Genomic DNA, 16128 nt, shown 5'->3' with positions numbered 1-16128 from the left:
AGGACCATCAAGTGAGCGGCTTCAGCTCCACTCGCCGCCCCTCCGCCGACGACGTCAGCCCGGCTTCGGCGAGCTGCAGCCCCCGGGCCGCCGAGTAGAAGTCGTAGCGGTGTTGCCGCCCGGCGACCACGTCCCGGACGAACTCCTCCCACTGCGCCTTGAAGCCGTTGTCGAACTCGGCGTTGTCGGGGACCTCCTGCCACTGGTCGCGGAACGGCTCGGTCGCGGGCAGGTCGGGGTTCCACACCGGCTTCGGCGTCGCGGAGCGGTGCTGGACCCGGCAGCGCCGCAGCCCGGCGACGGCGCTGCCCTCGGTGCCGTCGACCTGGAACTCGACGAGCTCGTCGCGGAACACCCGCGTCGACCACGACGAGTTGATCTGCGCGACGACCCCGGATTCCAGCTCGAAGATCCCGTACGCGGCGTCGTCGGCCGTAGCCGCGTACGCGTCTCCCTGCTCGTCCCAGCGACGCGGGATGTGCGTCGTCGCTTTCGCGGTCACGGCCTCGACGCGGCCGAAGAGGTTCTCGAGCACGTAGTTCCAGTGGCAGAACATGTCGAGCACGATCCCGCCGCCGTCCTCGGCCCGGTAGTTCCAGCTCGGGCGCTGCGCCTCCTGCCAGTCGCCCTCGAACACCCAGTAGCCGAACTCGCCCCGCACCGACAGGACCCGGCCGAAGAACCCGCCGTCGATCAGCCGGCGCAGCTTCCGCAGCCCGGGCAGGAACAGCTTGTCGTGCACGACGCCGTGGCAGATCCCGGCGTCCCGCGCGAGCCCGGCCAGCTCCAGCGCCGATGTCAGTTTTTCGGCAAGGGGCTTCTCGGCGTAGACGTGCTTGCCCGCGGCGATGGCCGCCCGCACCGACGGCTCCCGCGCCGACGTCAGCTGCGCGTCGAAATAGATGCCGGCGTCAGCCAGCGCGGACTCCGGGTCGGTGGTCCACGCGGTCACGTCGTGTCGGTCGGCCAGGTCCTTGAGCTTCGCGGCGTTGCGCCCGGCGAGGATCGGCTCGAGCTGCACGCGGCTGCCGTCCGGCAGGGCGACGCCGCCCTGGTCGCGAATCGACAAGACCGACCGGAGCAGGTGCTGCCGGTAGCCCATCCGGCCGGTGACCCCGTTGAGCAGCACTCCGATACTGGGCTGGTTCATCACTGCCGGCCTTCCTGGTCGATGTCGTATTCCGCGCGACGGCCGCACATGCCGTAGCCGTCCGGGTTCGAAGGTGCCGCGACCCGGACGCCGGACCGCTCGAGGTGACTCCCGTCGCCGACGGCGAGCGCCGCGAGGTACGCCCCGGTCAGCTCGGCGGCCCGCAACGCCCCGGCCCGCCACCGCGGAACCCAGTCGCCGATTTTCGGCGAAACGAGCGCGACGGCCGCCCGGTGGAACTCCCGCAGCGGCTCCGGGTCGCCGTCCCGCAGCGCCTGCCGCAGCGGCAGGTAACCACGAATCGCCAGGTCACGGCGTTGACGAGCGGCGTGGTCGGTTTTCGGCAACGCCGCGGCCTCGGCGTAGGCGGCCGGATCGGCGAGCACGTCGGGCGGGAAGGTGAACACCGCGTCCCCCGCCTCGGGCAGCCCGCTGTTCTGCATCAGCACCGTGACGCGCAGCCCGTCTTCCTGGACCATCCGGTGCACGGTCCCCGGCGCGAACCACGCGATCACGCCGGCTTCCAGCGGCGTCTCGTCGTAGCCGCCGGCGCTCAGCGTCTGGACCGCCCCGCGCCCGCCGGTGACGACGTACGCCTCGGTGCAGGCGAGGTGCAGGTGCGGGCTGCCGCCACACACCCCATCCTCCGCCGCCCAGTCGTAGGCGCGCAGGTGCGAGACCCCGATTCCACCTGGAAGTGGGAACGCGTTCATGACCACCCGTGCCGATCCAGGTAGCCACTCACCCGATCGCGGTCCCACGCCCCATCGGCAACGACGACCCGGTAGCGGTAGGTGAAGCTCTCCCCCGGCTCCAGCTCGAATTCGTCGAAAAACGCCCACGAGAACGCCACCATGGGCGTCTCCCGCGAGCGGACGAACCAGTGCGACTCGTGGATCGCGTGGTCGTTTTCCGGCGAATGCGCGAAGACCAGCGTGGAATGCGCGTCGACGTCGTCGTGCTCGCCGACGAACGCCAGCCACGGTGCCTGCGCGCCCATCATGTCCTCACCGCCGAGCTCGCCGGGCCCGAGGACGCGCCCACCGCTGAAGTCGCGCGGCCCCCGCCAGTGCAGCCCGGTGTACCCGGCCAGCTCACGACCGGCGGTCGTCGGGCTGCCGAACTCGAGCGGGGCGTCCCGGACGTTGGTCAGCTCGATCCCCCAGTCGAGCGCCCAGGCCCCTTCGTCCGGCTCGACCGAGTGGACGACGAGGTCACGCCGCTCCCGCGCCCACTCCGCGCCGTTGTTCGCGACCCAGGTGAGCCGCTCGGTGAAGCCCAGCCGGTCGGGGTCGACGGTGAAGGCCGCGAAGTCGTCGTGCCGCATCGAGCCGATGCGGTCGGGCAGGTCCTGGTACCAATCGCCGGGGACGTAGGTGTGGCCGCCCCAGAAGTTCTGCCCGGAGAGGTGGCTGGACGTCATCTGCAGGCCCTTGTGCCACCGGTGGTCGGCGGGCCGGTACCCGCTGACGCCGCGGCCGCCGAGGGTCCGCAGCGGGTGGGTGTAGGGCTTGCGGGACTCGAAGGCGACCGGGTCGGGCTTGTACACATAGGACATTAGCTGAATCCCGCCGGCCTCGACGATCACCCGCTCCCCGTGCCGGTGCGTGACGGTGATCGCCGCGCTCACGCCGGCGCCCCGGCCATGGACCGGTGGAAGGCGTCGTCGGGCACGATCTCCCCGCGGCGAACCCCGGCCCCGGTGGCCGCGGACTTGTACAGGGCCGCGACGAACTCCAGCACCCGCCGCCCGTCCTCCCCGCTGCACGGCGGCCGCCGCCCGGCCCGATGGGCAGCGAGGACGGGACCGAACGCGGCGGCGTGCGAGCTGACGTCGTCCGAGGCCACCGACCAGCGTTTCGTCGCTTTTTCGGCAACGTGCGGCGCCGCGGTGTAGCGCCAGTCCTTGGCGCCGTAGCCGTAGAGGTGGGTCAGCTCGACGGTGGCGTTTTCGCAGTCGACCCGGATCCGGCTCACCTCGTCCGGCGACAGGACGCTGTTGACGACGGTCGCGAGCGCCCCCGACTCGAACCGCACGAGCGCGGTGGAGACGTCCTCGGTCTCGACGTCGTGCACCAGCCGCGCGGTCATCGCGCGCACCTCGGCCCAGTCGCCGAGCAGGTGGAGCAGGAGGTCCATCTGGTGGATGCCGTGCCCCATGGCGGGGCCGCCGCCCTCGGAGTCCCAGCGTCCCCGCCACGGCACCGAGTAGTAGGCGGCATCGCGATACCAGGTGGTCTGGCAGTGCGCGACGAGCGGTCGCCCCAGAACCCCGTCCGCGATAAGGCTCCGGAAGTGCGCGGCACCGGCCCCGGACCGTTGCTGGAAAACGAACGAAACGTACGGCCCGCCCTCCCGCTCGGCGGCGGCCATCTCGTCGTACTCGGCGAGCGACCGGCACGGCGGCTTCTCACACCAGACCCAGGCCCCGCTCTCGAGCGCCTTGGTGGTCTGCTCGACGTGCAGCCCCGGCGGCGTGCAGATCGAGACGAGATCGGGTTCCTGCTCGGCGAGCAAGGTATCGAGATCGCCGTACGGCTTGGCATTGCCGGCCGCGGCACAAAACGCGACAGCCCGCGCTTCCTCAACATCGGCGGCGGCCACGATGTCGACATCATCCCGGTACGCCTGAAAGGCAGCCCGATGACTGGCGGCGATACCCCCGGCGCCGACAACGGCGACCCGTAAGCGCTTTCTCTCAGTCAACCCAGGTCTCCCTCCTCGGTCCACTACCGCCGACCGTCTCAGAAAGCGCTTTCTCACGCAACGCACTGGTCCGATGTCAACGTTGTCACCCAGGGTGGTCAACCGGAACGGACGACAGCATCAGCGGGCCTTCGGCATCCGCGACTTCAACGCCACCAAGGCTTCAGGCCCTCAGCGCTGACGCCCCAGCCGACTCCGCGACGGTCCCGGCGCCGTCGGCACCGTTCTCCGGCTCGAAGCCCCGACGCCGTCAGCCACGCCCTTCGACTCGGAGCCCCGGCGCAGTCGGCCGCTGCCACCGGCGCCGCCGCCTCGAACCGCAGCGCTTCCGCCGTCTGCCGCCACACCCCGGCACCGGGTCGCTCAGCGGGTCTTGCTCCTGGGCTCCCGCTTCCGCGGCTGCCGGCTCTCGGCGCGGGCCGCCCGGATGTCCAAGAAAGCGACAACGGCCGAAACGACCGCGGCGAACAGCCCGAGGAACCGCCCGAAGCCCGCGCCGATGGCGATCCCCGCGGCGTCGAAGATGCCGCGCTGGTCTGCGTCGAACTCCCAGTCGAGCGTGAACCAGCCGAGCACCATCAGCAGCAGCGACGCCGCGGCGACCACCAGCCACAGGTGCGGCAGGCCGCTGACCCGCACTTTCCGGATTCGCCCGAAAACGACCACGACCAGTCCGGCCAGCAGCAGCGGCAGCGGCGGGCACCAGGCGAAGAAGCTCGACTGCCACGCGTTCCGGATGACGTCGCTGTGCGGCAGGGACGAGAGGATGACTTCGATGTCCGGCTTGTTGGTGCTCAGCGTGGTCCACGGCAGGAACGTCGACCCCAGCGCGAGCAACCCGGCCGCCAGGCCGAGCCACTCGCGCCAGGTGACGCTTTTGACGGAAAACGGCGATGTCATGAAAACGGTCAGGAGCCGACGCGCTCGATGATCAGTTCCCGGACCCGCTTGGCGTCGGCCTGTCCCTTGGTCGCCTTCATGACCGCGCCGACGATCGCGCCGGCCGCGGCGACCTTGCCACCACGGATCTTCTCGGCGACGTCCGGCTGCGCCGCCAGGGCCTCGTCGATCGCCGCGAGCAGGGCCGAGTCGTCCGAGACGACCTTCAGCCCGCGCTTCTCGACGACGTCGCGCGGCTCGCCCTCACCGGCGAGCACGCCCTGGACGACCTCCTTGGCCAGCTTGTTCGTCAGCTCACCGGACGAAACCAGCGCGATGACCTCGGCCAGCTGCTTCGGCGTGATCGGCAGGTCGGCCAGCTCGACCTCGCGGGAGTTCGCCTCCTGCGCGAGGGTGTTGACCCACCACCCACGCGCCTCGTCCGGCGACGCACCGGCCTCGACCGTGGCCGCGACGAGGTCGACAGCACCGACGTTCAGCAGGTCACGCAGGGCTTCGTCAGAAAGTGACCATTCCTGCTGGATCCGCTTCCGCCGCTCCGAAGGCATCTCGGGCAGCGTGCCGCGCAGCTCCTCGACCCATTCACGCGACGGCGCGATCGGGACCAGGTCGGGCTCCGGGAAGTACCGGTAGTCCTCCGCGGTCTCCTTCGTCCGGCCGGACGACGTCGTGCCGTCGGCCTCCTGGAAGTGCCGCGTCTCCTGCTTGATCGAACCGCCCTCGGCGAGGATGGCCGCTTGGCGCGTCATCTCGTAGCGAACGGCCCGTTCGACGCTCCGCAGCGAGTTGACGTTCTTCGTCTCGGTGCGGGTACCGAACTCGGTCGCGTCCTTCGCCATCAGCGAAACGTTCGCGTCGCACCGCAGCGAGCCCTGGTCCATGCGGACGTCCGACACGTCGAGCGCGCGAAGCAGGTCACGCAACGCCGAAACGTACGCCCGTGCCACCTCGGGTGCCCGCTCGCCGGTGCCCTCGATCGGCTTGGTGACGATTTCGATCAGCGGAACGCCGGCCCGGTTGTAGTCGAGCAGCGAGTGCTCAGCACCGTGGATCCGGCCGGTGGCGCCGCCGACGTGCAGCGACTTGCCGGTGTCCTCCTCCATGTGCGCGCGCTCGATCTCCACGCGCACGACCTCACCGTCGTCGAGCGTGACGTCGAGGTAGCCGTTGAAGGCGATCGGCTCGTCGTACTGCGACGTCTGGAAGTTCTTCGGCATGTCCGGGTAGAAGTAGTTCTTCCGGGCGAACCGGCACCACTCGGCGATCTCGCAGTTCAGCGCGAGACCGATCCGGATCGCACCCTCGACGGCCTTGCCGTTGACCGCAGGCAGCGCCCCGGGCAGGCCGAGGCAGGTCGGGCACACCTTCGTGTTCGGCTCGCCGCCGAACTCGTTCGGGCAGCCGCAGAACATCTTCGTGTTCGTGTTCAGCTCGACGTGCACTTCGAGCCCGAGGACGGGGTTGAAGCGTTCGATGACGTCGGCGTAGTCCATCAACTCGGCCACGGCAGTCACTTCGTTCCTCCCAGCTCCGGGACCTTGTGGATGAGCGCCCCGCCGGCGGCGGCGTCGCGAGCGGCCTCGTAGGCGGCGCCGACCCGGTAGAGCCGGTCGTCGGCGAGCGCCGGGGCCATGATCTGCAGGCCGACCGGCAGTCCGTCCTCGTCCGACAGCCCGCTCGGCACGCTCATGGCGGCGTTGCCGGCGAGGTTCGACGGGATCGTGCACAGGTCCGCGAGGTACATCGCCATCGGGTCGTCCACGCGCTCGCCGATCTTGAACGCCGTGGTCGGCGTCGTGGGCGAAACGAGGACATCGACCTTTTCGAACGCGGCGTCGAAGTCACGCGTGATCAGCGTGCGCACCTTCTGCGCCGAGCCGTAGTACGCGTCGTAGTAGCCGGACGACAGCGCGTAGGTCCCGAGCATGATGCGCCGCTTGACCTCGGCGCCGAAGCCCTTCTCCCGCGTGAGCGACATGACCTCTTCGGCGCTGTGCGTGCCGTCGTCGGCGACGCGCAGGCCGTAGCGCATGGCGTCGAACCGGGCGAGGTTCGACGAGCACTCGCTCGGCGCGATCAGGTAGTAGGCGGGCAGCGCGTAGACGAAATGCGGACAAGAGACCTCGACGACCTCGGCACCCAGCGCGCGCAGCTGCTCGACGGCGGCCTGGAACGACCGCTCGACACCAGGCTGGTAGCCGTCGCCGCCGAACTCCTTCACGACGCCGACCTTGACGCCCTTGAGGTCACCCGTCATGCCCTGCCGGGCGGCGGCGACCACCGGCGGCACCGGCGCGTCGATGGAGGTGGAGTCCAGCGGGTCGTGGCCGGCGATGACCTCGTGCAGCAGGGCCGCGTCGAGCACCGTCCGCGCGCATGGACCGGCCTGGTCGAGCGATGACGAAAAAGCGACCAGGCCGTACCGCGACACCCCGCCGTAGGTCGGCTTGACCCCGACGGTGCCGGTCACGGACCCCGGCTGCCGGATCGAGCCACCGGTGTCGGTGCCGATCGCGATGGCCGCCTCGAAGGCCGCGATCGACGCCGACGAGCCACCGCCCGACCCGCCCGGGATGCGAGCGTGGTCCCACGGGTTGTGCGTCGGGCCGTAGGCCGAGTTCTCCGTCGACGACCCCATGGCGAACTCGTCCATGTTGGTCTTGCCAAGGATGACGACACCGGCCTCGCGCAGCTTGCGCGTCACGGTCGCGTCGTACGGCGGGATCCAGCCTTCGAGCGTTTTCGAACCACAGGTCGTCGGCACACCCTGCGTGGTCAGGACGTCCTTCAGCGCGAGCGGCACGCCGGCCAGCGCCGACGCGGGCGCTTTGCCCTCGGCGATGCCCTCGTCGACGGCCTTGGCCGCGGCCAGCGCGCCCTCGGTGTCGACGTGCAGGAACGCGTGGATGTGGTCGTCGACCTCGGCGATCCGGTCCAGGTGGGCCTGCGTCACCTCGACCGCGGACACCTCACGCGCGTGGATCTTCTCCGCCAGCTCCGCGGCGGTCAGCTTGATGAGCTCGGTCACTGCTCTTCCCCCAGAATCCGCGGCACCCGGAAACGCCCGTCCTCGGCGGCCGGCGCACCGGCCAGCGCCTGCTGCTGCGTGAGCCCGGGAACGACGACGTCCTGCCGGAAGACGTTCGTCAGCGGCACGGCGTGCGAGGTCGGCGGCACGTCGTCGGCGGCGACCTCGCTCACCTTGGCCACCGAGTCCAGGATCTGGTCGAGCTGGCCGGCGAAGACGTCGAGCTCGTCGTCGGTCACGGCCAGCCTGGCCAGCTTCGCGAGGTGCGCGACCTCGTCTCGGGAAATGTTGGGCACGCGGGTGACTCCCGGGTTGTGCTGTGCGGGTTGTCTCGGAAGCTGCAAGTCTATGGTGACGGCGCGGGCGGACTCGACTGGGTTACGCCCGGCGCAAGCCGAGTGCCGTCCGGCGACGCTCGCGTCCCGCCCGCCGGACAGCAGGTCCCGCGAGCCGGGCGGGTCTGTCACAATCGGCGACCGGCATTCAGCGTCCCACGGCAAGGCTGGGACGCCAGAGGTGAGAGGGGCGCGTGGTGTCGTTCCTGATCCGGGTCCTCCTTCCGGACAGCCCGGGGACCCTCGGCGCGGTCGCCACGGCGCTCGGCACGGTAGGCGCCGACATCCTCAGCGTGGACGTCGTCGAACGCGGCACCGGAGTGGCCGTGGACGACCTGGTCGTCGAACTCCCGTCGGGCCGCCTGCCCGACGCGCTGATCACGGCGGCGGAAAGCGTCGAAGGCGTCGAAGTGGACGCCGTCCGGCCCTACGCGGGTGTCCTGGACACCCATCGCGAGCTCGAGCTGGTCGAAGAGATCGCCGCGCAGCCGAAGTCGGGCCTCGACATCCTGGCCGAGGGCGTGCCCCGCATCGTCCGCGCCGGCTGGGCGATGGTCGTCGAGCACGCCGAAACCGGCGCGGTCCGGCTGGCGTCGTCAAGCGCCGCGCCGGAGACGCCCATCACCGACTTCCCCTGGCTGCCGCTGGAGCGCGCCACGGTGCTCGACGGTGAGGAGGCCTGGATCCCGGAGACGTGGAAGGAGCTCGGCACCGAGCTGGCCGCCACGCCGCTCGGCAAGCCGGGCAAGGCGCTGCTGGTCGCCCGCCCGGGCGGCCCCGCCTTCCGAGCCGCCGAAGTCGCCCGGCTGGCCCACCTCGCAGGCATCGTCGCGGTCGTCCTCGACGGCTGACCCCGGAGCGGATCGACTCAGGGGCGAGCCCGCGCGGGCTCGCCCTTTTTCGACCAACCCCAGGTCAGACGTCGATTTGGTAGGCGATCAGGCTGATGTGCGGGAACGGCCGCCAGTCCCGTTCGGGCAGGCGCGCGAACCCGAGCCGCTCGTAGAGCCGGTGCGCGCCGCGCATGCCTTCGAGGCTGCTCAGCACGACCTTGGGGATGCCCAGCGTCCGGGCGCGGTCGAGCACTGCCTTCGTCAGCGCCTCACCGATGCCCCGCCCCCGCGCCGTCGGCGCCACCGCCAGCATCCGGAACTCCAGCTCGCCGGGACGCGAAATCTCGGCGAAGTCAGACCCAGGCAGCACGACGGTCACGGTCCCGACCACTTCCCCCGCACCATCGACGGCGACGAGCACCTCGGCCTGCTCCGCCCGCCGCGCGACGTCCCGCAGCACGGTGTCGTACCCGACGTCGCCGGCCAGGTGACCATCGACGTCGTAGGCCCGCACTGTCACCTCCCCCGCCGCGGCATACTCCTCGGATCGCGCCGGCCGGATCTCGACATCACCCATCCGTCTCCCCGGACTCGCCATCGGAGGTCTCGTCCCCGGTCGGCAGCGCCACCTCCTGAGCCGCCTCGGGCCCCTGTTCCAGCAGGACGCGGAAGCCGCCTTCGTCGAGCACCGGAACCTTCAGCTGCACCGCCTTGTCGTATTTCGAACCAGGCGAATCCCCGACGACGACGAACGCCGTCTTCTTCGAGACCGACCCGGCGGCCTTGCCACCCCGGGCCATGATGACCTCCTTGGCCTCGTCGCGGGAGAAGCCGTCGAGCGAGCCCGTCACCACGATCGACAGCCCTTCGAGGTTGCGCGGGATCGACTCGTCGCGCTCCTCTTCCATCCGGACGCCGGCGCGTCGCCATTTTTCGACGATCTCCCGGTGCCAGCCGACCTCGAACCACTCCTGCGTCGCGTGGGCGATGGTCGGCCCCACGCCGTCGACGTCGGCCAGCTCCTCCTCGGTGGCCTGCTCGATGCGCTCGATCGACCCGAACTCGCGAGCCAGCGCCTGCGCGGCGGTCGGCCCGACGTGCCGGATCGACAGCGCGACCAGCACCTTCCACAGCGGCCGGTCCTTCGCCGCGTCGAGGTTCGCGATCAGCTTTCGCGCGTTCGCCGACAACTCGCCGGCCTTCGTGCGGAACAGCTCGACCTCGGCGAGGCTCTCCTCGTTCAAATCGAAGACGTCGCCCTCGTCGGCGACCACGCGGGCGTCGAGCAGCGCGACCGCCGCCTCGTAGCCGAGGACCTCGATGTCGAAGGCGCCACGCCCGGCCAGGTGGAAGAGCCGCTCCCGCAGCTGCGCGGGACAGAACCGCGTGTTCGGGCAGCGGATGTCCTTGTCGCCTTCCTTCTGGTAGGCGAGCTCGGTGCCGCATTCCGGGCAGTGGGTGGGCATGACGAACTCGCGCTCGTCGCCCGTGCGCGCGTCCACCACCGGTCCGAGCACCTCGGGGATGACGTCGCCGGCCTTCCGGAGGACGATCCGGTCGCCGATCAGCACGCCCTTGCGTTTGACCTCTTCAGCGTTGTGGAGCGTGGCCCTCGCCACGGTCGACCCGGCGACCTTGACCGGCTCGGTGACCGCGAACGGCGTCACCCGGCCGGTCCGCCCGACGCCGACCTGGATGTCCAGCAGCGTGGTGATGGCCTCTTCCGGCGGGTACTTGTAGGCGATCGCCCACCGCGGCGCGCGCGACGTCGTGCCCAGTCGTCGCTGCAGCGCCACCTGGTCGACCTTGATGACGACGCCGTCGATCTCGTGTTCGGCGTCGTGCCGGTGCTCGCCCCAGTAGACGATGTGCTCGGTGAGCTCCTCGGCCGTCGACAGGACCTTGCTGTGCGGCGACACCGGCAGACCCCACGCCGCCAGCGCGTCGTACGCCTCCGACTGGCGCTGCGGCTCGAAGCCTTCGCGCTTGCCGAGCCCGTGGCAAATCAGCCGCAGCCGCCGCTCACGGGTGATTTTGGGGTCCTTCTGCCGCAGCGAGCCAGCCGCGGTGTTGCGAGGATTCGCGTACGGCGGCTTCCCGGCTTCGACCATCTTCGCGTTGAGCTCGAGGAAGTCCTCGACGCGGAAGTAGACCTCGCCACGCACCTCCACCAGTGCGGGCACCGGGAACTGATCGGTGCCGGTCAGCGTCTCCGGGACCTGGTCGAGCGTGCGGACGTTGAGCGTGACGTCCTCGCCGGTCCGGCCGTCACCCCGGGTGAGCGCGCGGGTGAGGTGGCCGTTTTCGTACAACAGGTTGATCGCCAGGCCGTCGATCTTCAGCTCGGCGAGGAACTCGGTGCGCCCGACCTCCTTCTCGACCCGTTCGACCCAGGCGAGGAACTCGTCCCGGTCGAACACGTTGTCCAGGCTGAGCATCCGCTCGAGGTGGTCGTACGCGGTGAATTCGGTCGAGAACGTGCCACCGACTCGCTGGCTCGGCGAATCGGGGGTGACCAGCGCGGGGTGCGCTTCCTCGAGCTGCTGCAGCTCGCCCAGGAGCTCGTCGAACTGCCCGTCGGAGATGATCGGCGAATCCAGGACGTAGTAGCGGAACTGGTGGTTCCGCAGTTCCTCGGCGAGAGCGCCGTGCCGCTCACGCACGTCGGCCGGGACGTCGGTGACGTCCTCGGCGGTCACCGGAGCGTCGACCGCCGCGATCTGGTCCTGGGGGAGTTCGGTGCTGCTCACGGGTGGTAACCCTAGCCGGGGGTACCGACATTTTCGCCCGGCCCGCTGGCCAGCCCGTGGACCAGTTCACGGAACTCCAGAAGGGTGATCGCACCGGCGGGCTCGACCTCCGCGGTCTCGACGCGCCGTAGTCGTTCGGCGGCGAGCCGTTCACCCAGTGTGGCGTCGAGCGGCAGGAACGTCAGTGTCTGCCGGGTGACGTCGTCGAGGTCGCCGAACCCGGGGTGGTAGACGGCGACGTCGACCACGCGCTCATCGTCGTCTACCTGCGCGACGACCCGGACGTCGGCCAGCGCGATCCGGCGCTCGCCGAGGTTCACCGTGACCTCGGTCGGATCGGGCACCGGCGGGACCGAGTCGTGGTACTCCCAGATCGCGTCGTCCGGCGGCGCAGCGGCCCGCCACGCGTCGGTGAACGGCCGCACCTCGGGATCCTCCTGGCCGGTCACGACCAGGGCGTAGATCGCCTGACGACCACGTTCGAGGGAGAAGTGCAGCCGCGGGTGCAGCGCCTCGACCAGCTGGCAGAGCTCGTGCTCCACCCGGTGCGGTTCGCCCTCGCCCAGAGCCGCGCTGACCAGCGGGAGCAGCTCGAACCACCCCTGCCAGAACACCTCCGCGGCGGCCGCCGGGTCCTCCGGCACGTGCTGCTCGGGCCAGGCCGTGCGGGGGTCGGGCGGGTCGGCGACGGTGTTCTTGCGGCGAAACAGGCGCATGGTTGCGGACGGTCCTCGTTCGGTCGGCTACCCGACACGCTACTGGCCGGGCGGCGCGGACGTCGGCGAGTTGCCGGATTCCGTCACCAGCCTTCAGGCGGCTCCACGAAGGCTTTGCCCAGATCACGCGTGAGGGAGAGCGCCCGGCGCATCCATTCCGGCGTCGCGCCGGCGAGCCCGCATGCAGGGGTCGGCACGGCACGTTCCGCGAGGACGCTGCGGTTGAAGCCGAGCCGGTCGGCCAACCGGAAGGCGGGCTCGCCGACGTCCTTGAGACTCGGCGGGGACGCGGGTCCCGTGGCGGGGACTGCGCCCAGGAACAGGGTCGCCCCGCCGTCCCACACCTCGCCGATCTCGTCGAGGAAGGCAGCGGACGCACCGTCGAGCGCGGCGAGGTCGAAGGCCAGCGCGTCCGCGCCAGCCTTGCGCAGCAGGCCGAGCGGTGGTTTGCCGGCGCAACAGTGCAGGATCACCGGCCGGCCGGTGATCCCGCGGGCGCCCTCGATCACGGTGGTGAGCAGGTCACGGACCTCGGGCTCCGGCACCGCCGGGACGTTCCCGTAGCCGGACGGTGTCGACAGGCCGCCGGCCAGAACGGCGGGCAACGACGGCTCGTCGAACTGGACGACCACCGGCGCGCCGGTCCTGGCCTGCACCTCCGCGACATGGCCCGCGAGCCCGTCCAGCAGGGATGACGTGAAATCCCGCAAAGCCCCGTGGTCGGTGAGCACCCGGTGGCCCCTCGGCAGCTCGATTCCGGCACCGAGGGTCCACGGCCCGGCGAGCTGGACCTTGAAGACAGGCGGGGTGGCCCCGGCTTTTTCCCGTGCCTCCTGCACGGCGTCGAGATCCCAGCGAAGCAGGTCGACGGCCCGGCGGTGGTCATGACCAGGCCGGGTCGCGACGCGATACCCGCTCGGGACGACGTCGACGGCCAAGTCGACCAGCAGCGCGGCGGTCCGGCCGAGCATGTCGGCCCCGACACCGCGAGCCGGCAGCTCGGGCAGGTGCGGGAAGTCGGGCAGCTCGCCGAACACGACGGCGGCCGCTTCCGCGGGATCGGTGCCCGGCATCGAACCGATCGCCGTCGCGGCACCGCTGGGCCAAAGTCGCTCACTCACGACCACCGATTCTGGTCGACCACCCGCCGACGGCACCGACCGGGCTGCCTCGACAGCCGGCCTCGATGCGGACATTCGCCGCATTTCCGTTTACCGCCGCCACGAGCGTGCCCGCGCGGATAGGCTGACCGGCCATGACGAGTTCGCCACCGCAGCCGGGCTGGTATCCCGACGCGCGGGACCCCCGTCTGCACCGCTGGTGGGACGGCCAGGCCTGGACCGCCAACACCCGGCCCGCCTACCAGGCACCACCGCCGAGCGACTCGACGCCGATCGAGCTCGACATCGAACGCGGCCACGATCCCGCTCGGATCCAGGACCAGGTCTCCCGAGCGACGCGCGGCCGCGGCGCGGCACGCAATGGCGGTGGAACCCTGTTCACAGAGCCGGTGCTGGTGGTCAACCAACGCGCCAAGCTGATCGAGATGGCCAACGAGTTCGGCGTCTTCGACCAGAACGGCAACCGCCTCGGCGGCGTCGTGGAAGTCGGCCAGAGCACGCTGAAGAAGGCGATCCGGCTCCTGACCAAGTACGACCAGTTCCTGACCCACAAGTTCGAGGTCCGCGACGCCAACCACAGCACGGTGCTGAAGGTGACCCGGCCCGCGAAGGTGTTCAAGTCACGATTCCTGGTCACTCGGGCCGACGAGACCCCGATCGGCGAGATCGTGCAGGAGAACGTCTTCGGGAAGATCCGCTTCGGCTTCATCGTGGACGGCCGTTCGGTCGGCGGGATCTTCGCCGAGAACTGGCGAGCCTGGAACTTCTCGATCCGCGACCACGCCGGCACCGAGGTGGCCCGGGTGACGAAGACGTGGGGCGGCTTCATCAAGGCCGCTTTCACGACGGCTGACAACTACGTCGTGGAGATCCCCCACCCTCTGCCCGATCCGCTCGCCAGCATGGTCGTCGCCGCGGCGCTCACGATCGACACCGCGCTGAAGCAGGACACCGACTGATCGAGTGACCGGTGTCTCATCTTCTCCAGGTGGACAGCGGGCCCGGCACGGCTCAATGTGAAGAAGGGCCGGGACGCCGCAGTCTCGCCGGGACGGAGGTCACCGTGGAACCGTTGCCGGAAAGCAGCGACAGGAGCTGGACCGAGCCCGGGATCTACGAGGTCTCGGCCGGTGTCTACCGGATCCCGTTGCCGCTGCCGAACGACGGTCTGCGCGCGGTCAACGTCTACGCGGTCACCGATGGCGAGAAGCTCGTCCTGGTCGATTCGGGTTGGGCGCTGAGCGTGGCTCGGCAACAGCTTGCGGATGCCCTCGGTGGCATCGGCGCGGAGCTCGCTGACGTAAGCGAATTCCTGGTCACGCACGTGCACCGGGACCACTATTCGCAGGCTGTCGTCCTCCGCCGCGAGTTCGGCTCGAAGATCGCCCTCGGCCAGGACGAGGAACCATCGCTCAAGGCATCGGGCAATCCCGACCGGTTGCCGATGGAGGCCCAGGTCGATCTCCTTTTTCAGGCCGGCGCCGCCGAAGTCGTCGAAGCGCTCGCTCGGGAGTTCGGCACGAACCGGCGCCACACGGAAGCCGATCTCTGGGAGGCGCCCGACGAATGGCTGACGCCAGGCCGGCGGCCGATCCTGCCCGGCCGCGAGTTCGACGTCGTCGCCACCCCCGGACACACGGCTGGGCACGTTGTCTTCGTCGACGACACTGCCGAACTGTTGTTCTCCGGTGACCACGTGCTGCCGCACATCACACCCTCGATCGGGTTCCAGCCCGTTCCCGCAGAGTTGCCGCTCAACGACTTCATCGACTCCCTCCGTCTGGTGCGCGCGATGCCGGACCGTCGCATGCTTCCTGCACACGGCCCCGTGTCCGACAGCGTGCACACACGAGTGGACGAGCTACTGGAACATCATCGGCAGCGACTTGAAACGATGGGCTCACAGATCGCGGCCGGTGCGACCACCGCCAACGAAGCCGCGCACCGGGTCGGCTGGACCCGACGGAACCGGAAGCTGTCCGAAATGGACTCGTTCAACCAGATGCTCGCGGTCCTGGAAACCGCCGCTCACCTCGACCTGCTGGCGTCGCAAGGAAAACTGACCACGCAGGTCGTCGACGGCGTTCGGCACTACACGGTAGCTTGATGATCGCGTAGGCAGCACCGGGAGTAGCCACCCTGTAACAGCGACAGCTATGCCCGAGCGTCCTGCATACTGGGTGAAATGGATGTCATCAGACGCGCCCGCACTACGGACATCGAGGCGCTCGAGCGCCTGTTCGGCGCGCCCGATGAGCCGTTGGCAGCGACACTCCGTGAGCTCATGAACACCCCTCACGTCTCGCTGGTCGTGGCCGAGGATCACAACGGTGTCGTCGGAACCGCACAACTGACGGTGCTTCGAGGACTCTCGTGGAACGGCGCGACCCGCGGTCTGCTCGAAGGCATCCGCGCCAGCCGACGAGGCGTGACGAGTGCGCTTCTGACCTGGGGCATCGACGAAGCCCGCCGACGAGGCTGCGCTCGTGTCCACCTGGAATCCGGCCTCACCCGCGGTGATCTGCGAGAGTTCTACGCACGCTTCGGTTTCGAGCACAGCTATCAAGGCTTCACCCGCGCGCTGTGATA

The 16128-nt window shown here is 70.0% G+C and carries 16 protein-coding genes; 4 read left to right on the top strand and 12 right to left on the bottom strand.

The annotated features are described in order from the left end of the window. Positions 1-7: 7 nt before the first annotated feature. The 8 genes from EIY87_RS04340 to gatC form a co-directional block, all read right to left on the bottom strand. Entirely contained in the window at positions 8-1150 is a 1143-nt protein-coding gene (locus tag EIY87_RS04340; RefSeq protein ID WP_125306346.1) for a Gfo/Idh/MocA family protein, read from the bottom strand. Beyond that, positions 1150-1863 carry a cupin domain-containing protein gene (locus EIY87_RS04335; protein ID WP_125306345.1) on the bottom strand — a complete coding sequence of 238 codons (714 nt, stop codon included), beginning with the start codon at positions 1861-1863 and terminating at the stop codon, positions 1150-1152. Before EIY87_RS04335 ends, EIY87_RS04340 begins: the two co-directional genes overlap by 1 nt. Then, positions 1860-2780, bottom strand: a complete 921-nt coding sequence (locus EIY87_RS04330) for a DUF6807 domain-containing protein (RefSeq protein ID WP_125306344.1) — start codon at positions 2778-2780, stop codon at positions 1860-1862. Before EIY87_RS04330 ends, EIY87_RS04335 begins: the two co-directional genes overlap by 4 nt. Next, the gene (locus tag EIY87_RS04325; RefSeq protein WP_125306343.1) at positions 2777-3856 is read right to left on the bottom strand and encodes a Gfo/Idh/MocA family protein; all 1080 of its coding nucleotides are present in this window, start codon (positions 3854-3856) and stop codon (positions 2777-2779) included. Before EIY87_RS04325 ends, EIY87_RS04330 begins: the two co-directional genes overlap by 4 nt. Before the next feature lie 363 nt (positions 3857-4219). After that, the gene (locus tag EIY87_RS04320) at positions 4220-4756 is read right to left on the bottom strand and encodes a hypothetical protein (RefSeq protein ID WP_125306342.1); all 537 of its coding nucleotides are present in this window, start codon (positions 4754-4756) and stop codon (positions 4220-4222) included. An 8-nt stretch (positions 4757-4764) separates the two neighbouring features. Continuing rightward, the gene (gene gatB / locus EIY87_RS04315) at positions 4765-6270 is read right to left on the bottom strand and encodes an Asp-tRNA(Asn)/Glu-tRNA(Gln) amidotransferase subunit GatB (RefSeq protein WP_125306341.1); all 1506 of its coding nucleotides are present in this window, start codon (positions 6268-6270) and stop codon (positions 4765-4767) included. Next, positions 6267-7784, bottom strand: coding sequence for an Asp-tRNA(Asn)/Glu-tRNA(Gln) amidotransferase subunit GatA (gatA, locus tag EIY87_RS04310; protein WP_125306340.1), 1518 nt, complete (start codon positions 7782-7784; stop codon positions 6267-6269). Before gatA ends, gatB begins: the two co-directional genes overlap by 4 nt. Beyond that, on the bottom strand, positions 7781-8080 hold the full coding sequence (gene gatC / locus EIY87_RS04305) for an Asp-tRNA(Asn)/Glu-tRNA(Gln) amidotransferase subunit GatC (protein ID WP_003080804.1): 300 nt from the start codon (positions 8078-8080) through the stop codon (positions 7781-7783). Before gatC ends, gatA begins: the two co-directional genes overlap by 4 nt. A 236-nt stretch (positions 8081-8316) precedes the next feature. On the opposite strand from gatC, the gene EIY87_RS04300 reads away from it, so the two are divergent. Beyond that, positions 8317-8970, top strand: coding sequence for an ACT domain-containing protein (locus EIY87_RS04300; protein ID WP_163046647.1), 654 nt, complete (start codon positions 8317-8319; stop codon positions 8968-8970). 64 nt (positions 8971-9034) lie between these two features. Here EIY87_RS04300 and EIY87_RS04295 read toward each other — a convergent pair whose 3' ends face one another. From EIY87_RS04295 to EIY87_RS04280, 4 genes are all read right to left on the bottom strand, one after another. Beyond that, a complete protein-coding gene (locus EIY87_RS04295) occupies positions 9035-9529 on the bottom strand; it encodes a GNAT family N-acetyltransferase (RefSeq protein WP_125306338.1) in 495 nt (164 codons plus the stop codon). Continuing rightward, positions 9522-11702: an NAD-dependent DNA ligase LigA gene (gene ligA, locus EIY87_RS04290; RefSeq protein WP_125306337.1), complete on the bottom strand. Its 2181-nt coding sequence runs from the start codon at positions 11700-11702 to the stop codon at positions 9522-9524. The genes EIY87_RS04295 and ligA overlap by 8 nt, the downstream gene beginning before the upstream one ends. 11 nt (positions 11703-11713) lie before the next feature. Next, the gene (locus EIY87_RS04285) at positions 11714-12418 is read right to left on the bottom strand and encodes a hypothetical protein (RefSeq protein WP_125306336.1); all 705 of its coding nucleotides are present in this window, start codon (positions 12416-12418) and stop codon (positions 11714-11716) included. 83 nt (positions 12419-12501) lie between these two features. After that, positions 12502-13539: a uroporphyrinogen decarboxylase/cobalamine-independent methonine synthase family protein gene (locus EIY87_RS04280; protein ID WP_125306335.1), complete on the bottom strand. Its 1038-nt coding sequence runs from the start codon at positions 13537-13539 to the stop codon at positions 12502-12504. 134 nt (positions 13540-13673) lie between these two features. On the opposite strand from EIY87_RS04280, the gene EIY87_RS04275 reads away from it, so the two are divergent. From EIY87_RS04275 to EIY87_RS04265, 3 genes are all read left to right on the top strand, one after another. Further along, positions 13674-14498 (top strand): phospholipid scramblase-related protein, encoded by an 825-nt coding sequence (locus tag EIY87_RS04275; RefSeq protein ID WP_125306334.1) that lies wholly within the window; start codon positions 13674-13676, stop codon positions 14496-14498. Between the two features lie 104 nt (positions 14499-14602). Further along, positions 14603-15646 (top strand): MBL fold metallo-hydrolase, encoded by a 1044-nt coding sequence (locus tag EIY87_RS04270; protein WP_125306333.1) that lies wholly within the window; start codon positions 14603-14605, stop codon positions 15644-15646. Between the two features lie 78 nt (positions 15647-15724). After that, entirely contained in the window at positions 15725-16126 is a 402-nt protein-coding gene (locus EIY87_RS04265) for a GNAT family N-acetyltransferase (protein WP_125306332.1), read from the top strand. Positions 16127-16128: the final 2 nt, after the last annotated feature.

This window comes from Amycolatopsis eburnea, assembly GCF_003937945.1.
GTDB lineage: Bacteria > Actinomycetota > Actinomycetes > Mycobacteriales > Pseudonocardiaceae > Amycolatopsis > Amycolatopsis eburnea.
This window is presented reverse-complemented; position numbering and strand designations above follow the sequence as displayed.